Annotated in this window: 20 protein-coding genes, 2 tRNA genes, 3 rRNA genes and 1 pseudogene; all 26 read left to right on the top strand. The window is 45.1% G+C overall.

Features of this window, described 5'->3' with window-relative positions; all coding sequences use genetic code 11:
* Positions 1-209 precede the first annotated feature (209 nt).
* The 26 genes and pseudogenes from ACMXYX_RS17140 to ACMXYX_RS17015 all read left to right on the top strand — a co-directional run bounded on the left by ACMXYX_RS17140 (position 210) and on the right by ACMXYX_RS17015 (position 24,723).
* On the top strand, positions 210-815 hold the full coding sequence (locus tag ACMXYX_RS17140; protein WP_415882867.1) for a c-type cytochrome: 606 nt from the start codon (positions 210-212) through the stop codon (positions 813-815).
* Between the two features lie 114 nt (positions 816-929).
* Positions 930-1,553 carry a thiol:disulfide interchange protein DsbA/DsbL gene (locus tag ACMXYX_RS17135; protein ID WP_415882866.1) on the top strand — a complete coding sequence of 208 codons (624 nt, stop codon included), beginning with the start codon at positions 930-932 and terminating at the stop codon, positions 1,551-1,553.
* A 135-nt stretch (positions 1,554-1,688) separates the two neighbouring features.
* On the top strand, positions 1,689-3,278 hold the full coding sequence (locus tag ACMXYX_RS17130) for a GGDEF domain-containing protein (RefSeq protein WP_415906312.1): 1,590 nt from the start codon (positions 1,689-1,691) through the stop codon (positions 3,276-3,278).
* A 45-nt stretch (positions 3,279-3,323) separates the two neighbouring features.
* Entirely contained in the window at positions 3,324-4,958 is a 1,635-nt protein-coding gene (gene ubiB / locus ACMXYX_RS17125; RefSeq protein WP_415882864.1) for a ubiquinone biosynthesis regulatory protein kinase UbiB, read from the top strand.
* An 87-nt stretch (positions 4,959-5,045) separates the two neighbouring features.
* Entirely contained in the window at positions 5,046-5,378 is a 333-nt protein-coding gene (locus ACMXYX_RS17120; protein WP_415882863.1) for a phosphoribosyl-ATP diphosphatase, read from the top strand.
* Positions 5,379-5,481: 103 nt separating this feature from the next.
* Positions 5,482-5,736 (top strand): Sec-independent protein translocase subunit TatA, encoded by a 255-nt coding sequence (gene tatA / locus ACMXYX_RS17115; protein ID WP_415882862.1) that lies wholly within the window; start codon positions 5,482-5,484, stop codon positions 5,734-5,736.
* 12 nt (positions 5,737-5,748) lie between these two features.
* Positions 5,749-6,120: a Sec-independent protein translocase protein TatB gene (tatB, locus tag ACMXYX_RS17110; protein ID WP_415882861.1), complete on the top strand. Its 372-nt coding sequence runs from the start codon at positions 5,749-5,751 to the stop codon at positions 6,118-6,120.
* Complete coding sequence (gene tatC / locus ACMXYX_RS17105) at positions 6,117-6,920, top strand: twin-arginine translocase subunit TatC (protein ID WP_415882860.1); 804 nt, start codon at positions 6,117-6,119, stop codon at positions 6,918-6,920. The genes tatB and tatC overlap by 4 nt, the downstream gene beginning before the upstream one ends.
* 610 nt (positions 6,921-7,530) lie before the next feature.
* A 16S ribosomal RNA gene (locus ACMXYX_RS17100) occupies positions 7,531-9,070 on the top strand.
* A 68-nt stretch (positions 9,071-9,138) separates the two neighbouring features.
* A tRNA-Ile gene (locus ACMXYX_RS17095) sits at positions 9,139-9,215 on the top strand.
* A gap of 24 nt (positions 9,216-9,239) precedes the next feature.
* Positions 9,240-9,315 (top strand) — tRNA-Ala (locus tag ACMXYX_RS17090).
* A gap of 216 nt (positions 9,316-9,531) precedes the next feature.
* Positions 9,532-12,420 (top strand): 23S ribosomal RNA (locus ACMXYX_RS17085).
* A gap of 142 nt (positions 12,421-12,562) precedes the next feature.
* Positions 12,563-12,678, top strand: a 5S ribosomal RNA gene (gene rrf, locus ACMXYX_RS17080).
* Together the 16S, 23S and 5S rRNA genes with 2 tRNA genes alongside form the textbook arrangement of a ribosomal RNA operon.
* Before the next feature lie 326 nt (positions 12,679-13,004).
* The gene (gene fabI / locus ACMXYX_RS17075) at positions 13,005-13,775 is read left to right on the top strand and encodes an enoyl-ACP reductase FabI (protein ID WP_415882859.1); all 771 of its coding nucleotides are present in this window, start codon (positions 13,005-13,007) and stop codon (positions 13,773-13,775) included.
* Positions 13,776-14,082: 307 nt separating this feature from the next.
* Entirely contained in the window at positions 14,083-15,012 is a 930-nt protein-coding gene (gene pilM, locus ACMXYX_RS17070) for a pilus assembly protein PilM (protein WP_415906311.1), read from the top strand.
* Positions 15,009-15,608, top strand: a complete 600-nt coding sequence (locus tag ACMXYX_RS17065; protein ID WP_415906310.1) for a hypothetical protein — start codon at positions 15,009-15,011, stop codon at positions 15,606-15,608. The genes pilM and ACMXYX_RS17065 overlap by 4 nt, the downstream gene beginning before the upstream one ends.
* Positions 15,601-16,281, top strand: coding sequence for a hypothetical protein (locus ACMXYX_RS17060; RefSeq protein ID WP_415906309.1), 681 nt, complete (start codon positions 15,601-15,603; stop codon positions 16,279-16,281). The genes ACMXYX_RS17065 and ACMXYX_RS17060 overlap by 8 nt, the downstream gene beginning before the upstream one ends.
* Complete coding sequence (locus tag ACMXYX_RS17055) at positions 16,274-16,612, top strand: hypothetical protein (RefSeq protein WP_415882855.1); 339 nt, start codon at positions 16,274-16,276, stop codon at positions 16,610-16,612. Before ACMXYX_RS17060 ends, ACMXYX_RS17055 begins: the two co-directional genes overlap by 8 nt.
* A gap of 10 nt (positions 16,613-16,622) precedes the next feature.
* A complete protein-coding gene (gene mshL / locus ACMXYX_RS17050) occupies positions 16,623-18,206 on the top strand; it encodes a pilus (MSHA type) biogenesis protein MshL (protein ID WP_415906308.1) in 1,584 nt (527 codons plus the stop codon).
* 12 nt (positions 18,207-18,218) lie between these two features.
* Entirely contained in the window at positions 18,219-19,121 is a 903-nt protein-coding gene (locus ACMXYX_RS17045; protein WP_415882853.1) for an ExeA family protein, read from the top strand.
* Positions 19,118-20,557 (top strand): tetratricopeptide repeat protein, encoded by a 1,440-nt coding sequence (locus tag ACMXYX_RS17040; protein WP_415906307.1) that lies wholly within the window; start codon positions 19,118-19,120, stop codon positions 20,555-20,557. The genes ACMXYX_RS17045 and ACMXYX_RS17040 overlap by 4 nt, the downstream gene beginning before the upstream one ends.
* Before the next feature lie 14 nt (positions 20,558-20,571).
* Positions 20,572-22,347, top strand: a complete 1,776-nt coding sequence (locus tag ACMXYX_RS17035) for a GspE/PulE family protein (RefSeq protein ID WP_415882851.1) — start codon at positions 20,572-20,574, stop codon at positions 22,345-22,347.
* Between the two features lie 17 nt (positions 22,348-22,364).
* Positions 22,365-23,591 carry a type II secretion system F family protein gene (locus tag ACMXYX_RS17030; protein ID WP_415882850.1) on the top strand — a complete coding sequence of 409 codons (1,227 nt, stop codon included), beginning with the start codon at positions 22,365-22,367 and terminating at the stop codon, positions 23,589-23,591.
* A gap of 12 nt (positions 23,592-23,603) precedes the next feature.
* Positions 23,604-23,657 (top strand): annotated as a pseudogene (locus tag ACMXYX_RS17025) (hypothetical protein); the annotation flags it as partial.
* Positions 23,658-23,672: 15 nt separating this feature from the next.
* Complete coding sequence (locus ACMXYX_RS17020; protein ID WP_415884699.1) at positions 23,673-24,113, top strand: hypothetical protein; 441 nt, start codon at positions 23,673-23,675, stop codon at positions 24,111-24,113.
* A 73-nt stretch (positions 24,114-24,186) separates the two neighbouring features.
* Positions 24,187-24,723: a Tfp pilus assembly protein FimT/FimU gene (locus ACMXYX_RS17015; RefSeq protein WP_415897174.1), complete on the top strand. Its 537-nt coding sequence runs from the start codon at positions 24,187-24,189 to the stop codon at positions 24,721-24,723.
* Positions 24,724-24,725 lie beyond the last annotated feature (2 nt).

Raw genomic sequence — 24,725 nt, 5'->3', positions numbered from 1 at the left:
TAAGTCGCTTTTTAAGAAATCGCTACTAAAGGAACAGAGATTGCCGTTCCAGTTTGTGTGGATATTGGTTTATAATTGCGCCAATTTTACCTGCGAACAGGCCTAAGCTCTAGTCTGCAGGGAAGTGAGGATAACATCGGTCAACGCTTAATGACTCATCATTACGCCTATGGCCGTCTAATTTTAATAGCAAGAGTCTGGGTTCATCGATGAATAAACTACTGATTAGCTTGCTGGTGACCGTTGGTATCACTGGTGTAGCTCACGCAGCGGGTGATGCTGCTAAAGGTAAAGGAATGACTGCAATGTGTGCTGCTTGTCACGGTGCTGACGGTAACAGTGCAATCGCAAACTTCCCTAAGCTAGCAGGTCAGAACGAAAAATATCTGATCAAACAGCTTCAAGATATCAAATCTGGTAAGCGTACAGTTGTAGAAATGACTGGTCTTCTAAACTCTTACAGCGACCAGGACATTGCTGATATCTCTGCTTACTTTGCTAAGCAGACTGGTACTGTAGGCCACGCTGCTAAAGATCTTGTTGAACAGGGTCAGAAAATCTACCGCGCAGGTATCGCAGATAAAGGCGTTGCTGCTTGTACAGCTTGTCACGCACCAACAGGTGAAGGTAATAGCCAAGCAGGCTTCCCAGGTATCGGCGGCCAGCACGCTGCATACACTGAAAAGCAGCTAAAAGATTTTGCTAAAGGCGCACGTAACAACGATCCACAGCAGATGATGCAGGATATTGCGGCTAAGCTTAGCGATGACGAAATCAAAGCGGTTTCTAGCTACATTCAAGGTCTGGGCAAGTAAGTTCAGCTTGGATTCAATAAAGGCAGCTTAGGCTGCCTTTTTTGTACGTGGTAGGAACTTAGGTTTCATTTTATTGTCTACCACCCGGTCCTATTGTTTTCGGAGCAAAGAATAATGAAAAAGTTTGGGTTGATGTTAGTGGCGTTACTTCTGCCGTTTATGGCGCAAGCGGAAGCGTTTAAAGAAGGCGTACATTACGCAAAAGTACCTGAAGTGGGTTACAAAAAATATAAAAATAAAATCGAAGTGATTGAAATGTTTGGATACCCATGTCCGCATTGTAATAACTTTGAGCCATTGATTAAGCACTGGGAAAAGAATGTAGACGAAGATGTTAAATTTGTACGTACGCCAGTTGCGTGGAATCCGAGCTGGGAACTAATGGCACGTGCGTTCTATGCTTCTGAATTTATGAAAACTTTAGACAAAACTCACGAAGCGACATTCCATGCGATTCATGTAGAACGTCGTCGTTTTAGGGGTAAAGAAGACTTTGCTGATTATTATGGTAATCTGGGCGTTGATGTAGCCAAGTTTGAAAGCCTATTCAACTCTTTTGCTGTTGAAACAAAGCTTAATCAGGGGCGTCAGGAAGTCTATAAGTACGGAATTAAAGGTGTACCTGCAATGGTTGTGAATGGTAAATACCATGTGACTGCGGGTATGGCTGGTGGTCATAAGAAGATGTTGGAAGTCGTTGACTTCCTTGTTGAGAAAGAACGTTCGGCTGCCAAGTAAACAAAATTTCTATGAAAAACGCCCTCTAGAGGGCGTTTTTTTATATCTGATTGATATCAGACCTAGTGCGAAGAACAGAGTTCGACTAACATGAAGTCTGACTGAGGTTGATGTTGTGTACTCCGAGGAACTGGTGTGGCAGAAGAACAGGTAGACTGGAAGAAAAAATACCGGGAGCTGACTCTAGAATTTGAGCAGTTTGAGCGTAAAAGTGTTGATACTGAGCAGCAACTGCGCCAATTAGCCGGGTATATGTCTATCGGGTTGGAAGGTGATAATCCACAGTTTGATGCTGAACTCTCGGCATTGAAACCATTACTTCAAGAGCAGTGCACAGAGCATCTCGGCTTTTTACAAAAGATCAGTCGCCGCATCGAAAAACAAGTTCAACATCGTGAAGATCTTCGCGGTAAAACAGCTAAGCAAACTGTTGCTGCCCTTCTTAAGTGGATTCGCATGCTACGCACTCAAGTGCAAAATAGCGGATCACAAAACTTGCTGGATTCCCTCGAGCGCCGTAGTAATGCAGTCGAAGAGAAAGGTTATGAGTTACCGGCCGTTCTTGCTGACTTGATTGAGCTCCAAAGCCATATCGAGACGGGAACAGAAGAGAGTGCAGAGATCAGTGATAGCGACTTTTCTCTAGACACGACTGCTTCAACAGACGCGCTGGGCGATGAAGTTAAATTACTCTTAAAACGTATTGGCGCTGAGCTATTAGAGCTCATTAGCGGCTTATATGTACCTAAAGAGGAAAACCCGAATGCACGTCAACTGGTAAAACGAATTGAAGAGGGATTTGAGTTACCTCATCTACCAGAGATTGTGCATCAAGTAGTACAACTGGTTATCAAATCAACCAGCAACACCAGTGAAGACTTCGAAAATTATCTATTGGAACTCAGTACGCGTTTAACTGAAGTCCAAACTTTTGTGGTTGATAGCCGCCAAGAGCAGCAAGAAATTGGTCAGAACCAGCGTGATCTTGATATTCAAGTTCGACGTGATGTTAAGAAACTGCACAACACGGTTAAAAATACCAATGATATTACAGATCTGAAAAAAGCAGTTTCACTGCAGCTTTCGGGTCTTGTTCGCGCAATGGATAGTTTCAAAAAGAAAGAGGAAGAGCGCGAGCTGCGGTTACAAGGTCGTTATGAAGACCTGATTGATAAAGTTGAGTTGATGGAGCAGGAAACGCGCAAGGTTAAAGCTCACATGGAAGAGGAGCGTCTTCGTGCTCGCACAGACCCTCTTACCGGTTTGCCAAACCGTGCGGCTTATGACGAGCATATAGGGCAAGAATACGAACGTTGGTCACGTTACCGTACGACATTTTCTGTTGTTGTCGGTGATCTTGATTACTTTAAGAAAATCAACGACACCTACGGTCATTTAGCGGGTGATAAAGTGCTGCGTTTGGTAGCCAAAGTTATCACTAAAAATATCCGTGTAACGGACTTTGTTGGTCGTTATGGCGGTGAAGAATTTATTATTATCCTTCCTTCTACTGGTGCAGATGAAGCCGCGCAGGCAATGGGAAAATTGCGGGAATCTTTAGCCAGCAGTCCATTTAATTTCCATGGCAAGCCCGTGGGGATTACAATGTCGTTCGGCGTAACAGAAATCAAAGAGGGTGATTCCCTTGATGATGTCTTTATCCGTGCTGATGAAGCATTGTATCAAGCAAAAGAAGATGGCCGTAACTTAGTCAGAACTAAGTAACGCCACTACTTATCTATTAATTTTTAGCAACAAGGTTTCCCTGCTGTGAAACGTCTATCGCGAATTCTGAAGATTGTTCAGGTTTTTGCTCGGTATCGATTGGATACTCTATTTTTGGGTTTAGCCCTTCCTTGGTATGTTCGATGCCTGTTTTGGTTATTGCCTTGGCGTTTCTTTATCCCAGCAAAACAACCGCAAGCGGTACGTGTCCGATTAGCGCTAGAGGCTTTAGGGCCTGTTTTTGTCAAGTTTGGACAGATGCTCTCTACCCGCCGAGATTTATTACCGGATGATCTGGCAGAGGAACTAAAAAAACTGCAAGATCGTGTACCGCCATTCTCTGGCCCACAAGCACAAGGGTTGATTGAAAAAGCCTTAGAAAAGCCAGTTTCAGAGCTATTTGCTGAGTTCGAAGTAGAGCCAATGGCGTCCGCTTCGGTTGCTCAGGTCCACAAAGCAACCATGCTTGATGGTAGTGAAGTTGTAGTCAAAGTTATCCGTCCGGGAATTGGTAAAACCATTCGTAAAGACGTAGATCTTCTCTTCAGTTTAGCTCGTCTGGTTCACGTGGTTTGGGAAGAAGGACGTCGCCTACGCCCTGTAGAAGTGGTAGCTGAGTATGAGCAAACTATCTTTGATGAGTTAGATCTTCGCAAAGAGGCGGCAAATGGCTCACAGCTAAGACGTAACTTTGAAAACAGCGATATTCTTTATATTCCTGAAATTTACTGGGATTACACACGCTCAAATGTATTGGTGATGGAGCGAATTCACGGTATTCCTGTGGCTGAAGTTGATCAGTTAAATGAACAGAATACGGATATGAAGGCGTTGGCGGAGCGTGGAGTTGAGATCTTCTTTACTCAGGTGTTCCGAGACAGCTTTTTTCATGCGGATATGCACCCGGGTAATATCTTTGTTTCTCGCAATAATCCAAGTTCACCACAATATATCGCGGTAGATTTTGGGATCATTGGTTCGCTTACCCCAGAGGATCAAAGCTATTTAGCACGTAACTTCCTTGCTTTCTTTAAGCGTGACTACCGTATGGTGGCGCAACTACACGTTGATTCGGGTTGGGTTCCTGCGGACACTAATGTCGATGCATTTGAAACAGCAATCCGCAGTGTGTGTGAGCCGATCTTTGAAAAGCCGTTAAAAGATATCTCCTTCGGGCAAGTGCTTTTAGGTTTGTTCCAAACGGCACGTCGTTTCAATATGGAAGTTCAGCCTCAGTTGGTTTTACTGCAGAAAACGCTTTTAAATATCGAAGGCTTAGGTCGACAGCTTTATCCTGATCTTGATTTGTGGGAAACGGGTAAGCCGTTTTTAGAAAATTGGATGAAAGAGCGCATGGGGCCAAAAGGTGTTTATCGCTCTATTAAACAGCAAGCGCCTGATTGGCTAGAGAAAATGCCACATATGCCACAGCTGATTTTTGATTCCCTGAGCCAGATTAGGAATTTAGATAGTGCGCGCCAGCGTGATATAAGAGCTTATCAGCAAGCGAAGGAAGCACTAGAAAGCAAAGCTTCAAGAAGACGTAATCTAGGGTTGATGCTAATTGCGGGTGCTGTAGCTGTTGCTAACCCAGATGTGATGGAATGGCTATGTGATTTGCCTCCTAGTAGTTGGATTTTAGCGGGGCTGGGTGTAGTACTATTGTTGAAACGTTCATGATCCTCCTTTAGGAGGGGATGGTGGAAGCAATATTGATCGGGTATGCTTCCGCACGTAAGTTAGTCTTAATTGAAAGTGAGTGAATAAATGAGTGACGTATTAACTCAGCTGGGTGAAGTTCTGGAACAGCGTAAATCAGCAGCCCCAGACAGTTCATATGTTTCTAGCTTACATGCTAAGGGCTTGAATAAGATCTTAGAAAAGGTCGGCGAAGAAGCAACAGAAACTATTCTGGCAGCTAAGGACGCACAGACCAGCGGTGACAATAAAGATGTCATTTATGAAACAGCCGATCTTTGGTTCCATAGTTTGGTTGCATTATCGCACCTAGGTGAAGAACCACAGGCAGTCTTAGATGAATTAGCTCGCAGATTTGATCTGTCGGGCTTGGAAGAAAAAGCGTCACGCACTAAAAAATAAATATAGATCCTAAGGCGTTAATAAAAACGTGTAACGTGGGTCATTCCAACAGATTTCTATGATGGCAGTTAAAAGAGCTGCTATGTGATAGCGGAGAGTAAAAATGGGTTTAGGTGGTATCAGTATTTGGCAGCTATTGATTATTTTGGCCATTATTATTCTGATTTTCGGGACTAAAAAATTCAAAAATATCGGCAGCGATCTAGGTGGTGCTGTTAAGGGCTTCAAAAAAGCCATGACAGAAGAAGAAAAAGCCAAAGAAGAAGCTGAAAACAAGCAGATCAAACAGGAAGATGCTGATTTTACAGAGGCTAAAAAAGCTGACGACGTAAAAGCTGAGCAGAAGTCTGACAAGTAACAGGCTTTAACTATGTTTGATATCGGTTTTGCCGAGCTACTCATTGTTGCAGTGGTTGCGTTGGTTGTACTTGGGCCAGATAAATTACCAACTGCTGTAAGAACTGTCGGAATGTGGATGGGGCGTATAAAGCGCACTGTCTCTTCTATACAGACAGAAATTAGCGAAGAGCTAAGAGTGGAAGAATTAAAACGTACGACGGCTATTCAGAAACACGAGTTAGAAAAAGAACTTAATGAGATGCGTCAGCCATTTAATGATGCATTAAAAGAAGAAGTTCCAGTTAGCTCTAAGATTGTTCCGCCAGAAGCAACAGAAGAAAAGCCTCAATCTGCGAATGAGCCTACTAAGGCTGATGACAATAGCAGTACAGGAAAAGCATGAGCAATCCGCAGCCTGAACACGATCAGGAACAGCCATTAATTAGCCATCTGGTTGAATTACGCCAGAGGCTAATGTTTATCCTACTTATCATTTTAGGTTTCTTTCTTGGCTTGTTTTATTTTGCCAATGATCTGTATACCTATCTTTCATCGCCTTTAACTGCGCTGTTGCCATCAGGCACTAGCATGATTGCGACCGATGTTACCTCTCCGTTCTTTGCTCCTTTCAAGCTAACGCTTGTAGCTGCAATCTTTCTGGCGATGCCATTTGTATTGCACCAAATATGGGGATTTATAGCGCCTGGCTTATATAAGCACGAAAAACGTTTTGCGATACCCTTGTTAATATCGAGTATCTTTCTGTTTTATGCTGGTATCGCCTTTGCCTACTTTGTTGTATTTCCGCTTATATTCGGTTTCTTTACCAGTGTAGGGCCAGAAAATGTTGCGGTGATGACCGATATAAGCAGCTACCTGAATTTTGTACTTAAGCTGTTCTTCGCATTTGGTATTGTATTTGAAATACCGATAGCTACTCTGCTACTGATTTGGTCTGGTGCTGCAACTGTTGCTGGTCTAAGGCAAAAGCGTGCATATGTAATCGTTGGTTGTTTCGTCTTGGGTATGTTGTTAACACCGCCGGATGTCATTTCTCAAAGCTTATTAGCGCTTCCAATGTGGCTGCTATTTGAAACAGGCATCATCCTAGGGCTTATCTTTGTAAGAAAGAATACAGATGATGAAGAGCTTGCTGATGAATTCGCTGCGGCAGAAGACGAGCAAGAAGAGAATAATAAGTAGTCTTTGAAAGCTAATAGATGATTCTAAAAACGGTGTTTATTGAAAGATAGACACCGTTTTTTTATGTCCATAGAGTAGTTAATAACCAGCACTGTATAACTAATAAACAATATTGAATATTTATTCACTTTTTTCGCTTTTTTGTAGATTAAGTGTTGACCCTTTTTTAGATGTCTGTAGAATTCGCCGTCCTTGCTTAGGGAGGCCGCTTTTTAAGGGGCTGCAGAGTTGAGTGAGGTGCTTAGTAAGTGATTGAAAACATTGGTTTTTAAGATTGCTTGCGGAGCAGGATTCAAAGTCTGGTTGCTGAGTAAAAACTTTTTACGAAATTGCAAAATAAACGGTTGACTTTGAATGAGCGCAAAGTAGAATATGCGCCTCGCTTGAGACGAAACGCTGATTCAGCGGAGAGTCAAGAAAGCAACGCTCTTTAACAATTTGATCAGATAATTCGTGTGGGCGCTTGTTGAGAAGAAGCAAACTTTTTCTAGACAAGCAACCAAGTGAATTCATTTAAAGCGATTTACAAAGGTTTAACGTTCATTAAGAATGTTATCCGGTTGTTTAGTACTAGAGCCCGTTACCACATTCCTGGTAACACAAATGATTTAAACTGAAGAGTTTGATCATGGCTCAGATTGAACGCTGGCGGCAGGCCTAACACATGCAAGTCGAACGGTAACATGACTAGCTTGCTAGTTGATGACGAGTGGCGGACGGGTGAGTAACGCGTAGGAATCTACCCAGTAGCGGGGGATAAGCCAGAGAAATTTGGTCTAATACCGCATACGCCCTACGGGGGAAAGCAGGGGATCTTCGGACCTTGCACTATTGGATGAGCCTGCGTGAGATTAGCTAGTTGGTGAGGTAATGGCTCACCAAGGCGACGATCTCTAGCTGGTCTGAGAGGATGATCAGCCACACTGGAACTGAGACACGGTCCAGACTCCTACGGGAGGCAGCAGTGGGGAATATTGCACAATGGGCGCAAGCCTGATGCAGCCATGCCGCGTGTGTGAAGAAGGCCCTAGGGTTGTAAAGCACTTTCAGCAGTGAGGAAAGGTTAGTAGTTAATACCTGCTAGCTGTGACGTTAACTGCAGAAGAAGCACCGGCTAACTCCGTGCCAGCAGCCGCGGTAATACGGAGGGTGCGAGCGTTAATCGGAATTACTGGGCGTAAAGCGCGCGTAGGTGGATTGGTCAGTCAGATGTGAAAGCCCAGGGCTCAACCTTGGAACTGCACCTGATACTGCCAATCTAGAATACGGTAGAGGGTAGTGGAATTTCCTGTGTAGCGGTGAAATGCGTAGATATAGGAAGGAACACCAGTGGCGAAGGCGACTACCTGGACCGATATTGACACTGAGGTGCGAAAGCGTGGGGAGCAAACAGGATTAGATACCCTGGTAGTCCACGCCGTAAACGATGTCTACTAGCCGTTGGGAGACTTGATCTTTTAGTGGCGCAGCTAACGCGATAAGTAGACCGCCTGGGGAGTACGGCCGCAAGGTTAAAACTCAAATGAATTGACGGGGGCCCGCACAAGCGGTGGAGCATGTGGTTTAATTCGACGCAACGCGAAGAACCTTACCAACTCTTGACATCCAGAGAAGTTACTAGAGATAGTTTCGTGCCTTCGGGAACTCTGAGACAGGTGCTGCATGGCTGTCGTCAGCTCGTGTTGTGAAATGTTGGGTTAAGTCCCGTAACGAGCGCAACCCTTGTCCTTATTTGCCAGCACTTCGGGTGGGAACTCTAAGGAGACTGCCGGTGACAAACCGGAGGAAGGTGGGGACGACGTCAAGTCATCATGGCCCTTACGAGTTGGGCTACACACGTGCTACAATGGCCGGTACAGAGGGCCGCGAACCTGCGAGGGTAAGCTAATCTCAGAAAACCGGTCGTAGTCCGGATTGGAGTCTGCAACTCGACTCCATGAAGTCGGAATCGCTAGTAATCGCGAATCAGAATGTCGCGGTGAATACGTTCCCGGGCCTTGTACACACCGCCCGTCACACCATGGGAGTGGATTGCACCAGAAGTAGCTAGCTTAACCTTCGGGAGGGCGGTTACCACGGTGTGGTTCATGACTGGGGTGAAGTCGTAACAAGGTAGCCCTAGGGGAACCTGGGGCTGGATCACCTCCTTAAACGAAAGCCGATTCTCGGCAAGCGTTCACACGAATTATCTGATCAGAGAAGTTAAGAGCAACGGTGTAGGCTTGTAGCTCAGCTGGTTAGAGCGCACCCCTGATAAGGGTGAGGTCGGTGGTTCAAGTCCACTCAGGCCTACCAATCAATAGCCTTACTGTTTTTCTTGGGGCTATAGCTCAGCTGGGAGAGCGCCTGCTTTGCACGCAGGAGGTCTGCGGTTCGATCCCGCATAGCTCCACCATCATCCTCTGGATGAGAAGGAAGAGTTTTAAAACATATTGTCGTTTAAGACATTATCTTTTAAAGCTTTTTTGCTTTAAACGCTCTTTAACAATTTGGATTTGATTCATTTGATTTAGATTTAAGACATGTAGTTTTACTGCATGCGCCAATTCGGCGAAATCTATCGTTACTAGCAATACAAGTTACTGTGATTCCAGACGCCTTCGGGTTATATGGTCAAGTGACTAAGCGTGCACGGTGGATGCCTTGGCAGTCAGAGGCGATGAAGGACGTTGTAACCTGCGATAAGGTTCGGGGAGGTGGTAAACAACCTTTGATCCGGACATTTCCGAATGGGGAAACCCACCTATTTATAGGTATCTTTTAACTGAATACATAGGTTATTAGAGGCGAACCTGGGGAACTGAAACATCTAAGTACCCAGAGGAAAAGAAATCAACCGAGATTCCCTAAGTAGCGGCGAGCGAACGGGGACTAGCCCTTAAGCTTTATTAGATTTAACAGAACACTCTGGAAAGTGTGGCCATAGTGGGTGATAGCCCCGTATGTGAAAGGTCTTTTAAAGTGAAATCGAGTAGGACGGCACACGTGAAACGCTGTCTGAATATGGGGGGACCATCCTCCAAGGCTAAATACTCCTGACTGACCGATAGTGAACCAGTACCGTGAGGGAAAGGCGAAAAGAACCCCTGTGAGGGGAGTGAAATAGACCCTGAAACCGTGTACGTACAAGCAGTGGGAGCCGTTTTAGGACGGTGACTGCGTACCTTTTGTATAATGGGTCAGCGACTTACTTTTAGTGGCAAGGTTAAGCATTTGCGGAGCCGTAGGGAAACCGAGTCTTAATAGGGCGTCCAGTCGCTAGGAGTAGACCCGAAACCGAGTGATCTATCCATGGGCAGGTTGAAGATGCAGTAACATGCATTGGAGGACCGAACCGACTGTCGTTGAAAAGCCAGCGGATGACTTGTGGATAGGAGTGAAAGGCTAATCAAACTCGGAGATAGCTGGTTCTCCTCGAAAACTATTTAGGTAGTGCCTCGTGTCTAACCATGGGGGGTAGAGCACTGTTTCGGCTAGGGGGTCATCCCGACTTACCAACCCGATGCAAACTCCGAATACCCATGAGTTCAATCACGGGAGACACACGGCGGGTGCTAACGTCCGTCGTGGAAAGGGAAACAACCCAGACCGTCAGCTAAGGTCCCAAAGTTTATGCTAAGTGGGAAACGATGTGGGAAGGCTTAGACAGCTAGGAGGTTGGCTTAGAAGCAGCCACCCTTTAAAGAAAGCGTAATAGCTCACTAGTCGAGTCGGCCCGCGCGGAAGATATAACGGGGCTAAGCATAACACCGAAGCTACGGATGCACTTTGTGCATGGTAGAGGAGCGTTCTGTAAGCTGTTGAAGCGGAAGCTGTAAGGCACCGTGGAGGTATCAGAAGTGCAGAATGCTGACATGAGTAACGATAAGGGAGGTGAAAACCCTCCCCGCCGGAAGACCAAGGGTTCCTATCCAACGCTATTCGAGGTAGGGTGAGTCGGCCCCTAAGGAGAGGCTGAAGAGCGTATCCGATGGGAAACAGGTTAATATTCCTGTACTGCTCATAACTGCGATGGGGGGACGGAGAAGGCTAGGCTAGCGCGGCGTTGGTTGTCCGCGTTTAAGATAGTAGGTTTAGAGCTTAGGTAAATCCGGGCTCTTTTAAGACCGAGAATCGATGACGAGGTCCTTTATGGACTGAAGTAGTTGATGCCATGCTTCCAGGAAAATCCTCTAAGCTTCAGGTTATGACTAACCGTACCCTAAACCGACACAGGTGGTCAGGTAGAGAATACTAAGGCGTATGAGAAAACTCGGGTGAAGGAACTAGGCAAAATGGCACCGTAACTTCGGGAGAAGGTGCGCCGGTTTTGGTGATGGGACTTGCTCCCTAAGCTGAGGCCGGTCGAAGATACCAGGTGGCTGCGACTGTTTATTAAAAACATAGCACTCTGCAAACTCGAAAGAGGACGTATAGGGTGTGACGCCTGCCCGGTGCCGGAAGGTTAATTGATGGGGTTAGCGCTTGCGCGAAGCTCTTGATCGAAGCCCCGGTAAACGGCGGCCGTAACTATAACGGTCCTAAGGTAGCGAAATTCCTTGTCGGGTAAGTTCCGACCTGCACGAATGGCGTAACGATGGCCACACTGTCTCCACCCGAGACTCAGTGAAATTGAAATAGCTGTTAAGATGCAGTTTACCCGCGGCTAGACGGAAAGACCCCGTGAACCTTTACTACAGCTTCACAGTGGACTTTGACATTACTTGTGTAGAATAGCTGGGAGGCTTTGAAACTCTGTCGCCAGATAGAGTGGAGCCACCTTTGAAATACCAGCCTGGTAATGTTGAGGTTCTAACCCAGTTCCCTAAGCGGGATCGGGGACATTGTGTGGTGGGTAGTTTGACTGGGGCGGTCTCCTCCCAAAGAGTAACGGAGGAGCACGAAGGTACCCTCAGCATGGTCGGAAATCATGCAATGAGCGCAAGAGTAGAAGGGTGCTTGACTGCGAGACAGACACGTCGAGCAGGTACGAAAGTAGGTTCTAGTGATCCGGTGGTTCTGTATGGAAGGGCCATCGCTCAACGGATAAAAGGTACTCCGGGGATAACAGGCTGATACCGCCCAAGAGTTCACATCGACGGCGGTGTTTGGCACCTCGATGTCGGCTCATCACATCCTGGGGCTGAAGCCGGTCCCAAGGGTATGGCTGTTCGCCATTTAAAGTGGTACGCGAGCTGGGTTTAGAACGTCGTGAGACAGTTCGGTCCCTATCTGCCGTGGGCGTTTGAGATTTGAGAAGAGTTGCTCCTAGTACGAGAGGACCGGAGTGAACGAACCTCTGGTGTACCGGTTGTGATGCCAATTGCATTGCCGGGTAGCTACGTTCGGACGGGATAACCGCTGAAAGCATCTAAGCGGGAAGCCTCCTTCAAGATGAGATCTCACTGGGAACTTGATTCCCCTAAAGGGCCGTTGAAGACTACGACGTTGATAGGTTGGGTGTGGAAGCGCTGTGAGGCGTTGAGCTAACCAATACTAATTGCCCGTGAGGCTTGACCATATAACGCCCAAGGCGTTTGGCAAGTGACTTGTAAGATACGTAAGACGATAGAGAGTAACGAATTAGCGCGTAGTTAAGCTACAGTCGATAAACTATCTAGATCAAATAAAAGAAGAATCAGATCTAAGTTGTAACAGTTTTGCTTGGCGACCATAGAGTTGTGGAACCACCTGAATCCATCCCGAACTCAGACGTGAAACGCAACATCGCCGATGGTAGTGTGGGGCTTCCCCATGTGAGAGTAGGTCATCGCCAAGCATTTAATTAAGAGAAAACCCCGGTCACGATGTGATCGGGGTTTTTTCGTTGTGGGTTATAAAATACGGTTAAGAGCGGATAAAAACGGGTAAAAGCAGATAAGCCCGTCAGGATGAGTTGTCTTAATTAAACCTAATATTAAACTGAATGCTGTCCTTAGCTGTCCTTAGCTGTCCTTAGCTGTCCTTAGCTGTCCTTAGCTGTCCTTCATTGCCTCAGATCAACGAGTTATTTCTTACCGACCTGTTTACCGGTATCGTCATATATTTGTATTGTGCGTATGCGTAAAATAGGAATCAGTTTCGATTATTTGAAAGGATATATGAATGTCTAACTTGTTAATGGCGGGTAAGAAAATACTTGTTGTTGGTATCGCTAATGATAAAAGTATTGCGTATGGCTGTGCTAAAGCTCTAAAGGCACAAGGAGCAGAGTTAGCCATTACTTATTTAAACGATAAAGCAGAGCGCTTTGTAAGCCCGTTAGCTGAGGAGCTAGAAGCTGATATCTTTATGCCTCTGGATGTTTCTTCTCCTGAGCAGATGGATGCAGTGTTCTCTGAGATTGAATCTAAATGGGGTGAGTTAGATGGTGTGATTCACTCTTTAGCTTTCTGTCCTTTAGAAGATTTACATGCTCCTATATCTGAGTGTTCACGTACAGGATTCTTACAGGCGATGGATATATCGTGCTATTCCTTTATTGATATGGCTTCGCGTGCTAAAGGCTTAATGAAGAATGGCGGTTCTCTAGTGAACTTTTCTTATCTAGGAAGTGCATTGGCGACTGGTGATTACAATATCATGGGTTGCGCAAAAGCTGCTTTGGAAGCAGCTACACGCTATTTAGCCAGAGATCTTGGCCCTCAACAAATCCGTGTTAACTCTATTTCACCGGGTACAATCGCAACGCGTGCTGCCGGTGGTATTAAAGATTTTGATGCAATGCTTCAGCATAATGAAGAAATGGCTTGTGATGGTAAGCTGCCGACAATCGAAGAAGTTGGTAATTCTTGCCTTTACTTTATGTCGCCTCTCTCTGAAGGTGTTACAGGCCAGATACATTATGTTGATCACGGTGTTTGTATCGTCGGTTAAGTTTTGTCGGTCTAGTTGTGTTGCAAATCGCGACTAGACCGAATCTGGTTGAGTCCTTACGTCAATTGGTGAGTCATCGTTAAAAAATTCTTATGTTATAAAGTTACTATTTCTCATCTAAAATCTGATAAAACAACGTCATAGGGCAGCTTATTCATATAGATTCTGTTAAGTTATTCCTTGTATGGCCGACAGGATTACTGAATGTTTACTTAATCATTAATCTTGGGCTTTCCGATTGAAGCGATCGTTTCAGCTCGGTAGATTTATTGTTAGAGAATTAAGCGAATAGTGCAGGAGTTAACGCTTGCTTTCATTTCTTAAGAAAAAGTCTGCGGAAAACGGTTTAACTTCCCTAGTGATTAATAAGGGGGGGGTTTCTTTTGCACATGTTCGAGATGGTAATACTCAGCCAGAACTTACCTGCTGTGAGTACAGCGCATCGACTAACCCTTTAGTTGAGCCCAAACGTTTCAGGAATTTGATAGAAACGAATAACCTTCTGGGTACGAAAACTTCCTTAGTTTTGCCGGAATCTAGCTATCAGATCCATCTTGTAGAGCGCCCTGAAGTGCCAGACGAAGAGCTTGCTGAAGCTTTGCGTTGGCGTATCAAAGATTTGATCTCCTTCGATGTGGAACAAGCAGTAATTGATTATATCGAACTACCAGACGACGCCTACCGTAGCCGCAGTCGTATGGTTTATGCAGTAGCCGCCGAGCAGGCTAAGGTTGACCTTTGGGTTGAGTGGTCTAAAGAAATCGGTCTAGATGTTACAGTCGTTGATGTTCCTGAGTTAGCGTTACTTAATCTAACCGAAGATCTTGCAGATAGTGAATCTGGGTTAGCGGTATTTAATATTGGTGAAGAGGGCAGTTCGATTAATCTTCTCTCTGATGGCGCTTTATATTTCACCCGTAATCTTGGCTATTGTCATACGTCAGCCCCTGAAAATGCTTCAGCTGCTGTACTCGAACTTCAGCGCTCTCTTGATTACTACGAAAGCCAAGTAGGTAAACCGCCCTGCGTGCGCCTCCTTGTCATGCCTATGCAGGCAGATGAATCGCCGCTAATGAATGAGTTACGGTACAGTCTAGCGCTTGATATACACTCATTAGATCTCAATAATCTTATTTCATCCCAGATCGATCTTACAGAATCTCTCCAAACACAGGCTACTATAGCTATTGCGGCGGCACTAAGAACTGAGTTTGCTGAAGCTGAGGTGGTTAAGTGAAACAGCGAATTAACCTCTATAACCCTCACAAGTCGAAAAAGAAATTCGAACTCTTAAGCCTGCAAGGTAGTGTCACAGTTGCTATAGCAGTGATTACGGTTGTTCTGTTATGTGGGCTCGGATTGAACTGGTATGCATCTGAACAGGAAAGGACGTTCGCTAAGCTTCAGAACGACAAAGTTAAGATCGATGAAGCGGTTTCTGCGGAGCAAGCACGCTTTAGTAGTCTCCAAGTACAGCCAGAAATTTTGGCTGAACAGCAGCGTTTAAAAGACGAGATTGCCGCGCGGAAAGCGTTACAAAGTTTATTGCATAAAGTGCAACCAGCTCAGAGTGTTAATTTCTCTTCTTATCTCTATGCCTTAGCTGATGCTTCATTAACGGAAAGTTGGTTAAGTCAGTTTGTACTTGATAATGGTAATCGTAGTTTTGCTTTGGGTGGTGGTGCTGTCGATGGACCGTCAGTTGCTTCCATGATTGAATCGATTGCTAGTACTGAAGAATTCCAAGGTATGAATGTTAATAGGCTAACTGTAAACGCTGAAGGTAGTGGTGTGCGCTTTGAAGCTTTAGCGGAGTTGCGCAGTTATGAATAAACGTTGGCAGGATTGGGACAGCAAATGGAATGAGCTAACGGCACGTGAACGTATCATGTTGCTTGTAGTTGGCTTAGTAACCCCTTTAGCATTGATCTTTGTGTTCTTAATCGAGCCTGCAATGATCGTATTGCAAAAGGTGCCAAGTAAGATCGAAACGATGCAAACCAGCATTGATGCTCAAAATCGTGTTTTACAGTTGTTACAGAGTCAGGAACCGAAAGATCCTGATATTGAAGCACGAGCAGAACTAAAACGTCTGCGCACTGAGTTATCTGAGGCAAACCAAGATATTAAACGTGCTGCAACTAACCTCGTTTCTCCTGATCAGATGCTGACTTTGTTAAGATCAGTGTTAGCCAACGAGCAAGGTATTGCGCTTGTTAGTGCAAAAAGCCTACCTGTCGAAGCTCAACAGTTAAATGAAAAGCCTGGTGAAGCCGATCAAAAAAACAAACCTGTAGGACCCAAAGCCGTAATTTTTATTCATCCATTTGAATTAGAGCTGGAAGGGACTTATCAGGGTTTATATGACTATTTGCAGAGAATAGAACATCTGGATGGTGTGTTCTTTTGGGATGCATTGGAATACAAAGTTGATGAGTATCCTACTGCAAAGGTGAAGATCAAAGTTCATACCTTAAGCTCTGAAGCGGGGTGGTTAGGTGCCTAAATTTGTCATTTTATTAATTACACTGCTTGGCAGTAGTTCGATTTATGCCGAGCGCTTACCTGCCGATCCAACTAGGCCTTTGGCTACTCATGTTGTTATCGGTGATATAAAAACACCTGAGCAGGGATATGTTCTCAGTTCTTTAATCGTTGGTAAGCGAACTCCTTCTGCAATTATTAATGGTCAGCGTGTACAGAAGGGTGATTTGGTTGATGGTGCCGAAGTGGTCGAAATCAACCGCAAAGGAGTTAAGTTGAACACTGGAAGTGAATATCAGATGATCTCTTTAGCTGAACGAAAAGGCTTCAGCAAAGTTAAGAGTGGGAAATAGGCTAGAAATAATGATGAAACGTATTTTCAATGCTCTTGCGATGGGCAGTGTTCTTGTCTTAAGCGGCTGCCAAACTCTTCCGCCTGTTACAGGTACGACCACTAAACAAGTTGGCGAGTCCGCAATTGAAGAAGCGATTGAAGAGAACCAAAAAGCGGTCACTGCAGCACCTCCGCCACCACCTCTTGTTCCTGTTCTTTTACCGCCGCTTAATTTACAAAACAGTCAGGCGGCTAATGAAGAGCGTTTTGATATTACGGCTGAAGCATTACCTGCAAAAGATTTCTTCATGGGGTTGGTACAAGGTACACCGTATAACATGATCGTTCATGAAGCGGTTGGTGGCAGTATCTCGCTTGAATTAAAAAATGTCAGTGTCGCTGAAGTTATGCAGGCGGTCCAGCGTGTATACGGTTATGAATTCGAACGCACAGGTAACCTATATCAAGTATTGCCAGCCTCACTACAAACAGAACTGTTCCAGATTAACTATTTAGATATTCAGCGTGATGGTACATCTGATACTCAAGTAAGTGCTGGTTCTGTCAGTACAGCAGGTGAAAACTCTAGTACTGAGGAAGTGATTGGTACCCGCATTAGTACCAAAACCTCGACTAATTTCTGGGGTAATCTAAAAAGTACGCTAGAGACCATTGTTGCCGGTGAAGGCCGCAAAGTTGTTGTAACTCCACAGACAGGCGTTGTTGTAGTTCGCGCTCTTCCAAGCGAACTTTCTACTGTGCGCGAATATCTAGCTCAGGCCGAATTGATCTTGCATCGTCAAGTAGTGATTGAAGCAAAAATTTTAGAAGTAACTTTGAATAATGGTTTCCAAGCGGGTGTTAACTGGTCCGCATTAGGCAAGCCGGGTCAAGGTAATACTGCTCTATTTAGCCAGTCTTCAGTTGGTCTGAATAATGATGACGGTATTGGTGGTATCTTCAAAGCCGATCTGAGTATTGGTGATTTCACAGCGGTAATTGAACTGTTAGGTAGTCAGGGTGATGTACAGGTACTATCGAGCCCGCGCGTGTCTACCGTGAATAACCAGAAAGCTGTGATCAAAGTCGGTACAGATGAGTTCTTTGTAACGGAAATTGAAAATACGACAACGACCGGTACGAGTACAACATCGTCACCGAGTATTGAACTGACGCCTTTCTTCTCCGGTATTGCGTTAGATGTAACCCCGCAGATCAGTGCCAGTGGCGATATCGTTTTGCATATTCACCCAACCGTTTCGGAAGTGGTAGATCAGCAAAAACAGATCAGCGTGGGTACTGATGATTTCAATATACCATTGGCTCTAAGCTCTATTCGTGAGTCGGACAGTATTGTCCGTGCAGAGAGTGGCCAGGTGATCGTGATTGGCGGTTTGATGAAGTCTACTGATAGTGATCTACGTGCTAAAACGCCAGGTTTAGGTGATCTTCCGGGTGTGGGTAACTTGTTTAAGCAAAAGCGCCAAGCGGGTAGTAAAACTGAACTTGTGATTATGTTGCGGCCTGTATTAGCTAACCATGATAATTTGCAGAATGAGCTAAAGCGCAGTTTGCGATCTTTCCAGAGCCTGCAATCTACACCAGCAATGTGATAGGAGTGCTGGATGTACACTGAACATTTTGGTCTAAGTGAACTGCCGTTCACTCTGACCCCAAACACGCATTTCTTTTTAAATATGCCAACGCATCACGAAGCGTTGAACTTAATTATGGTCGCCCTAGCAGGGGGTGATGGCTTTGTAAAAGTTGTTGGCGAAGTGGGTACAGGCAAAACCTTACTTTGCCGTAAACTCCTGAATGCGTTGGAAGGTGATGAATATGTCACCGCTTATATTCCAAACCCTTATCTAAGCCCTGATGAATTTCGTAAGAGTTTTGCGCAAGAGATTGGTTTAGATGTCTCGGGTGTCGAACACTTTGATCTATTAAATGCGATTAACCACAAATTGATCGAACTTGCTCAAGCGGGTCGAAAAGTCGTGTTATTGGTCGATGAAGCTCAAGCTATCCCAGAAGAGACTATTGAGGCCTTGCGCTTATTAACTAACTTAGAAACTGAGTCTGCAAAGCTGTTTCAGGTTGTGCTCTTTGGTCAGCCAGAATTAGATGAGCTACTTGGTAAAAAATCTTTACGGCAGCTCCTACAGCGTATCACTTTCAGTTATGAGCTTAGTCATCTGGATAGCGAAGCGGTTGAACATTATATCGATCAACGTGTTCAGAGAGCGGGCTTTCAGGGAATGTCACTGTTTAAACGTGATGCCGCTAAAAAAATTGCCCAAGCGTCTGGAGGTACTCCGCGCTTGATTAATATTCTGAGTCATAAATCGTTGATGGCAGCCTATGGTAAAGGCGACCTTAAAGTCGATGGCAGTCATGTTTCCAGAGCGATAGATGATACTCAAGGGATATCTATTCCAAAAAATCCGCAGCCGTTAATTTGGGGATTGGTCGGTTTATTGTTTGTAGCAACTGCTACCCTAGTTTATTTAGGTGTTAGCTCGTGAGCTTAGTTAACGATATGCTTCGTGATCTGGAGCAGCGAAATGAACGCCCTGCCAGTGTCCCTGGTAACCAGTCGAGTGTTAAGGCTGCTCAATTTGTTGAGGCGGATAAGCCCAATAACTTGCCGCGATTATTTTTATGGGTAATCGGGGTGAGTGCGTTGTTAATGACTGCTTGGCTGCTTTGGAAAGATCAGTCTTCGTCGCCTGAGGTTGTAAATAATGGCGTTCAATTAGCCTCATCTTCAGACAAAACAGCAGATGAGCCCGTTACAAAAGTAGCTGCGCCAACTCCGGCTGTGCCTGTTCTTGCAGAGCCTAAAGTAGAACCCGTTATACCAATTCAGGCTGTAATTACTGAAATTCAGTGGGCCGGAACAGAGCAGGGCGGCGATCTTGTGGTTCGTCTAGATGGTGCTGCTGATGTACAAGTGGTTAGCCAAAATGAAAATGTAATCGTAATCGCTTTTGATGATGCAATTTTGCAGTCAGCGTTGCCTAGTATCAGTAATGGTTTAGTAAAACGCGTCGACCTTAATACCGAGTCTGATCGTGCTTTACTGACAGTTACCACTGAAAGAGATAGCCAATTTGCCTTCCGTGTCCAACAAGCACCGACAACCCTTGTTTTAGGTGTGATGGCTAAAGAACCAAGTGTAAAACCTGTAGAAAGGATTGTTGTGACAGAAGTGGTTTCTGAAGACAATAATTCAGAAGAGCAGATTGAAGTACCTGAACAAGTAGAAGAGGTTGTTAAAAAGCCTAACGCGATTAAATCCGGAGAAGAGTTACAAGTTGCGCATCCAAATGATGCAATGGTTGAAAAGACCCGGCCCAGCAAACCTGTAACTAAAGCAACTGCTAAAATGTCGGATCAGCAGTCAGCTGATCGAGCTAGACGTCTGATTAATCAAGGTAAGTTGGCTGATGCTGAAACGTTGCTGCTGACAAGCATAGCGGAGCATATATCTAAATCTTTGGCTTCTCGACGTTTATTGTCGACGTTGTACCTGTCGACGGGTAAGCAATCGAAAGCCGAGCGCTTATTGTCTGATAGCTTGGTGCTGTTCCCATCGGATGCTGCTTTACGCAAGCTTCAGGCTCGTATTTGGCTGAGTTCAGGTCACCAGGCTCAAGCGGTTTCCTTACTGGAAAAAGATAAGCCTGTGATGAAGCAAGATACAGAGTTCTATGAGTTATTGGCGAGTGCGTATCAACAGAATGGTAACTATACAAATTCTGCTCAAAACTATTACCAGCTTTTGCAATTGAACAATCAAATTCCTCGTTGGTGGGTCGGATTGGGTTATGCGTTTGAGCAGTCACAGCGTTTCCGCGATGCGCGTAATGCTTATCTAAGTGCAACGCAGATTCCGTCGATCGACAGTAGTTTGAAACAATATGCTCAGCAGCGTGTTCAAGCGCTGTCTGGGCGCTAGGAGGAAGGGCCTGCATGGCTGCACCTAAAATGAAAATCCGAATTGGTGACTTGCTAGTTCAGAATGGTGTTATTACCGAACCACAGTTGATGGAAGCTCTAGGCCGCCAAAAAGAAACGCGCCAAAAGCTGGGTAAAACGCTAGTTACCATGGGATATGTTCAGGAACAGCAGTTTCTCGAGTTCCTGTCGCAGCAGCTTAATATTCCTTTGGTTGATCTAACCCATTACTCCTTTAATCAGGAAGACGTTTTGCGTCTGCCTGAAACTCAGGCACGTCGATTCCGTGCGCTCGTTTTGAAAGAGGACGTTGATCATTTCTTAGTGGGCATGTCCGATCCTATGGACATTTTCGCGTTTGACGAGCTGCAAAGAGCGCTACCTAAGCCTATTGAACAGGCGGTGGTTTCTGAGGCTCAGTTACTGCAATCGATGGATCTGCTGTATCGTAAAACGAGCGACATTGAAGACCTAGCCGATCAGCTAAACGAAGAGATTGCTGATGATGCCTTCGATCTAGCTGCGCTGACCGCTACTGATGAAGTTGATGTCCCGGTTGTTAAGCTACTGAAAAGCCTCTTTGAAGATGCGGTTCAGGTTGGCGCTTCCGATATTCATATCGAGCCAGATGAAACGGTGCTGCGTATCCGTCAGCGTGTTGATGGTGTTTTGCATGAGCACGTAATGAAAGAGAAACGTATCTCTTCTGCATTGGTGCTCAGATTAAAGTTGATGGCATCTCTGAATATTTCGGAGAAGCGTCTACCGCAAGATGGTCGCTTCAACATCAATGTCTCCGGTCATAGTGTTGATGTACGTATCTCGACGTTACCAATTCAGTTCGGTGAGTCGGTCGTAATGCGTCTACTTGATCAATCCGGCGGCATTATCGGTTTAGATAAGGTTGGCTTACCTGATCATATGCTGCCGCGTTTACGTAAGATGATAAATGAGCCCCATGGCATCTTACTTGTAACAGGCCCTACCGGTAGTGGTAAGACAACCACACTATACGGCGCATTGAATGAACTAAACAGCCATCAGAAAAAGATCATTACCGTAGAAGATCCGGTCGAGTACCGCTTGCCACGTATTAATCAGGTGCAGGTGCAGCCGAATATAGGTTTGGATTTCTCGACTGTATTGCGTGCAACTTTGCGTCAGGACCCTGATATTCTTCTGGTAGGTGAGATTCGAGATAAAGAGACCGCTGAGATTGCGTTGCGAGCGGCGATGACAGGTCACTTTGTACTGTCGACCCTACACACCAATGATGCCGTATCCAGTGCTATGCGTTTGACTGATATTGGTATTGAAGGCTATCTAGCAGCGTCTGCGCTAAATGGCATTCTAGCGCAGCGCTTGGTTCGCAAAATCTGTGAGAACTGTAGCCAACACTACCATCCAACCGGTCAAGAGCAACTTTGGCTGAATGAGCGCCAAGAAGAGCTCGGTTTAGACGATATCGAACTAAAAAAAGGCCACGGTTGTACCTACTGTAACAATACGGGCTACAAAGGCCGAACTGGTATTTTTGAACTGTTAGAGATCAATGATGCCATGGCTGATGCCTTAAGGCGTGATGACAGTGCAGCTTTCACAATTGCAGCAAAAACAGATCCTCACTATAAACCACTCGTTTATAGTGCGTTAGATCTGGCGATAGCAGGTGTTACTTCCTTAGAAGAAGTATTCCGCGTTACCGAACAGCTAGATGAATCGATGTACCTTGATGCGCCATCTGCAGATGAAGCACCAGCACAACCTAGTTCCGGTTTTGAACTGGAATAAGCGAACGAGATAAACCTATGGCGATCTACAGTTATCGAGGGCGAAACCGTGATGGGGTTGAAGTGAATGGCCAGCTTGAAGCGGGCACATCGGCTTTGGCAGCATCGCAGTTAAGTGCTGATGGCATTATCCCAATAACGATTCAAGTTGCTGAAAAGGTCGTTGAGAAAAAGGGTAGTAAAGAGGTACAGATCAAACTGTTCCAGAAGATAACTCTGGATGAATTGATCATGTTTAGCCGCCAGATGTACAGCTTAACCAAAGCTGGTGTGCCGATTACTCGAGCTATGCGAGGTTTGGCTAATACTGTGACGAATCCTTTGCTTACTGAAACGCTGTCAACGTTAGCTGATGATCTTGAAAAGGGCCATGCACTGTCTTCGGCACTAGCAAAACACCCTAAGGTCTTTAACGAACTGTATATCAGCATGATCCACGTAGGTGAAAACACCGGTCAGTTGGATGATTCATTTAGGCAAATGGCTGCTTACCTCGAGTTAGAGAGGCAGACTGTTAAAAATATTAAGCAAGCGACTCGTTATCCGTTGTTTGTATTGATTGCGATTTCTGCTGCTGTAGCCATTATTAATATCTTTGTTATCCCAGCTTTTAAATCAGTTTTTGAAAGTTTCGGCGGTGAGGTTCCTTGGCAAACACAAGCATTAATTACGCTGTCTGATTTCACTGTGGATTGGTGGTATGCCATTCTGATTGGCATCGTTTTGAGCGTATTTGTTTTCTATCGATGGAAGAAAACAGAAAAAGGCCGCATGACTTGGGATCGAAGAAAACTGAAGTTTCCTATTGTGGGGCCGATATTCTACAGAGTGATCTTAGGGCGCTTCTCTCGTACTTTCAGTATCGTATTGAAAGCGGGTGTGCCTATTGAACAAGGATTGTCGATCGTTGCTAATGCAGTTGGTAATCGTCATATAGGTAAAAAAGTTGCAGGTATGCGCCAAGGTATTGAGCGAGGCGAGTCCTTTACCCAAACTGCTCATCAGACTGAAATGTTCAGCCCCTTGGTGATGCAGATGTTAGCGGTCGGTGAAGAAACAGGTCGAGTAGATCAGATGTTGGAAGAAGCAGCTGGTTTTTACGAACAAGAAGTAGAGTACGACCTGAAAAACTTAACCAGTGCGATAGAACCTATTTTGATTATAGCTATAGGCGCTATGGTATTGGTACTAGCCTTAGGTGTGTTCCTGCCATTGTGGGAGTTAAGTACTACCATTAATGGCTAGGGAGGATAAAAATTGCAACGGAGATGTAGTGGTTTTTCACTATTGGAACTAACAGTTTCAATTTTTATCATAACAGTGCTGATGGCGTTTGCACTACAACGTTTGGAACTGCTGATTGAAGATGTTGAGCGTGTTTCCTTTGAAGGTAGTCGCGATAATATTCAGGCGCAGATCACGCTTAAAGTAGCTTACTGGTTTGCTGAGCAACAGATTGTGGTACCAGAAGATATTGCGCAGCAGAACCCGGTGGATTTGATACAGCATAAACCATCGAATTATGGCGGTGAGCTTACGTTTAGTGAATTGCCAAATGCGGCAGGTGAGCATTGGTATTTTGTGACCGATAAACGTTGGTTGGTCTACAAGGCTAAACGAACAGATAACTTAGAAAATGATTTTATGCAGGCTGATTTAATCCCGTTTAGGGTTGAGATTCGTTTGCAAAATGGCTCCTCTAAATCAGGGTTGGCCACAGCGGCAACTCTAAAGCCGCTATATAAATTTTATTGGCAAGCAGATTAACTATACAACTGAGTGCTAATTTGTTAAAAATCAAATAATTGCAAACATAATAAACCCAGGAGCAAAGAGTTCCATGAAAAAGCAAGCTGGTTTTACAATCATTGAATTAGTCGTAGTGATTGCTCTATTGGGCATTTTGGCTGCGGTTGCCTTACCACGATTTATCAATGTTACGGGCGATGCACACAATGCTGCGGTTAAAGGCACAGCAGGTGGTTTTGCAGCAGGTGTTGCGTTAGCAAAAGCTAAAGCTGTAGTAGAAAATGCTGCTTCAGGGGCATCTGTTCAGCTAGACGGTTCTGTGAGTGTTGTTGTTAACAGTACTGGCTACCCAGTTGCAGAAGACGGTTCTCCTCCTGCGAATTTAGCAGCCCTTCAAGCTGCTGACTGTGTGGAAGTTTGGGATAGTGTCTTACAAGGTAACCGTCCAGTAGCTTCTACAGGTGCTCCAGCTCCAGGTAATGGCATTGATTATCAAGCAGCGGGTGCTGGTGCTGAGTGTACTTATACTTATAGTGCTCAAAACACTGCTGTAGATCCTGCTGTAGATCGTGTAATCACTTATGACTCTAGTAATGGTAACGTTGATGTTACTGGTACTGATCAGTAAGT

Origin of the sequence: Neptuniibacter sp. QD72_48 (assembly GCF_047778065.1) — a bacterium.
Lineage (GTDB): Bacteria > Pseudomonadota > Gammaproteobacteria > Pseudomonadales > Balneatricaceae > Neptuniibacter.
Note: the sequence above shows the minus strand (reverse complement) of the source record. Positions and strands in the feature narration are given on the sequence as shown.

Coding starts and splice junctions, on each gene's coding strand:
- ACMXYX_RS17120 (WP_415882863.1), top strand. CDS start 5,046: ATGAGTGACGTATTAACTCAGCTGGGTGAAGTTCTGGAACAGCGTAAA.
- ACMXYX_RS17035 (WP_415882851.1), top strand. CDS start 20,572: ATGGCTGCACCTAAAATGAAAATCCGAATTGGTGACTTGCTAGTTCAG.
- ACMXYX_RS17060 (WP_415906309.1), top strand. CDS start 15,601: ATGAATAAACGTTGGCAGGATTGGGACAGCAAATGGAATGAGCTAACG.
- ACMXYX_RS17045 (WP_415882853.1), top strand. CDS start 18,219: ATGTACACTGAACATTTTGGTCTAAGTGAACTGCCGTTCACTCTGACC.
- fabI (WP_415882859.1), top strand. CDS start 13,005: ATGTCTAACTTGTTAATGGCGGGTAAGAAAATACTTGTTGTTGGTATC.
- tatB (WP_415882861.1), top strand. CDS start 5,749: ATGTTTGATATCGGTTTTGCCGAGCTACTCATTGTTGCAGTGGTTGCG.
- tatC (WP_415882860.1), top strand. CDS start 6,117: ATGAGCAATCCGCAGCCTGAACACGATCAGGAACAGCCATTAATTAGC.
- mshL (WP_415906308.1), top strand. CDS start 16,623: ATGATGAAACGTATTTTCAATGCTCTTGCGATGGGCAGTGTTCTTGTC.
- ACMXYX_RS17140 (WP_415882867.1), top strand. CDS start 210: ATGAATAAACTACTGATTAGCTTGCTGGTGACCGTTGGTATCACTGGT.
- ACMXYX_RS17020 (WP_415884699.1), top strand. CDS start 23,673: ATGGCGTTTGCACTACAACGTTTGGAACTGCTGATTGAAGATGTTGAG.
- ACMXYX_RS17135 (WP_415882866.1), top strand. CDS start 930: ATGAAAAAGTTTGGGTTGATGTTAGTGGCGTTACTTCTGCCGTTTATG.
- tatA (WP_415882862.1), top strand. CDS start 5,482: ATGGGTTTAGGTGGTATCAGTATTTGGCAGCTATTGATTATTTTGGCC.
- ACMXYX_RS17015 (WP_415897174.1), top strand. CDS start 24,187: ATGAAAAAGCAAGCTGGTTTTACAATCATTGAATTAGTCGTAGTGATT.
- ACMXYX_RS17030 (WP_415882850.1), top strand. CDS start 22,365: ATGGCGATCTACAGTTATCGAGGGCGAAACCGTGATGGGGTTGAAGTG.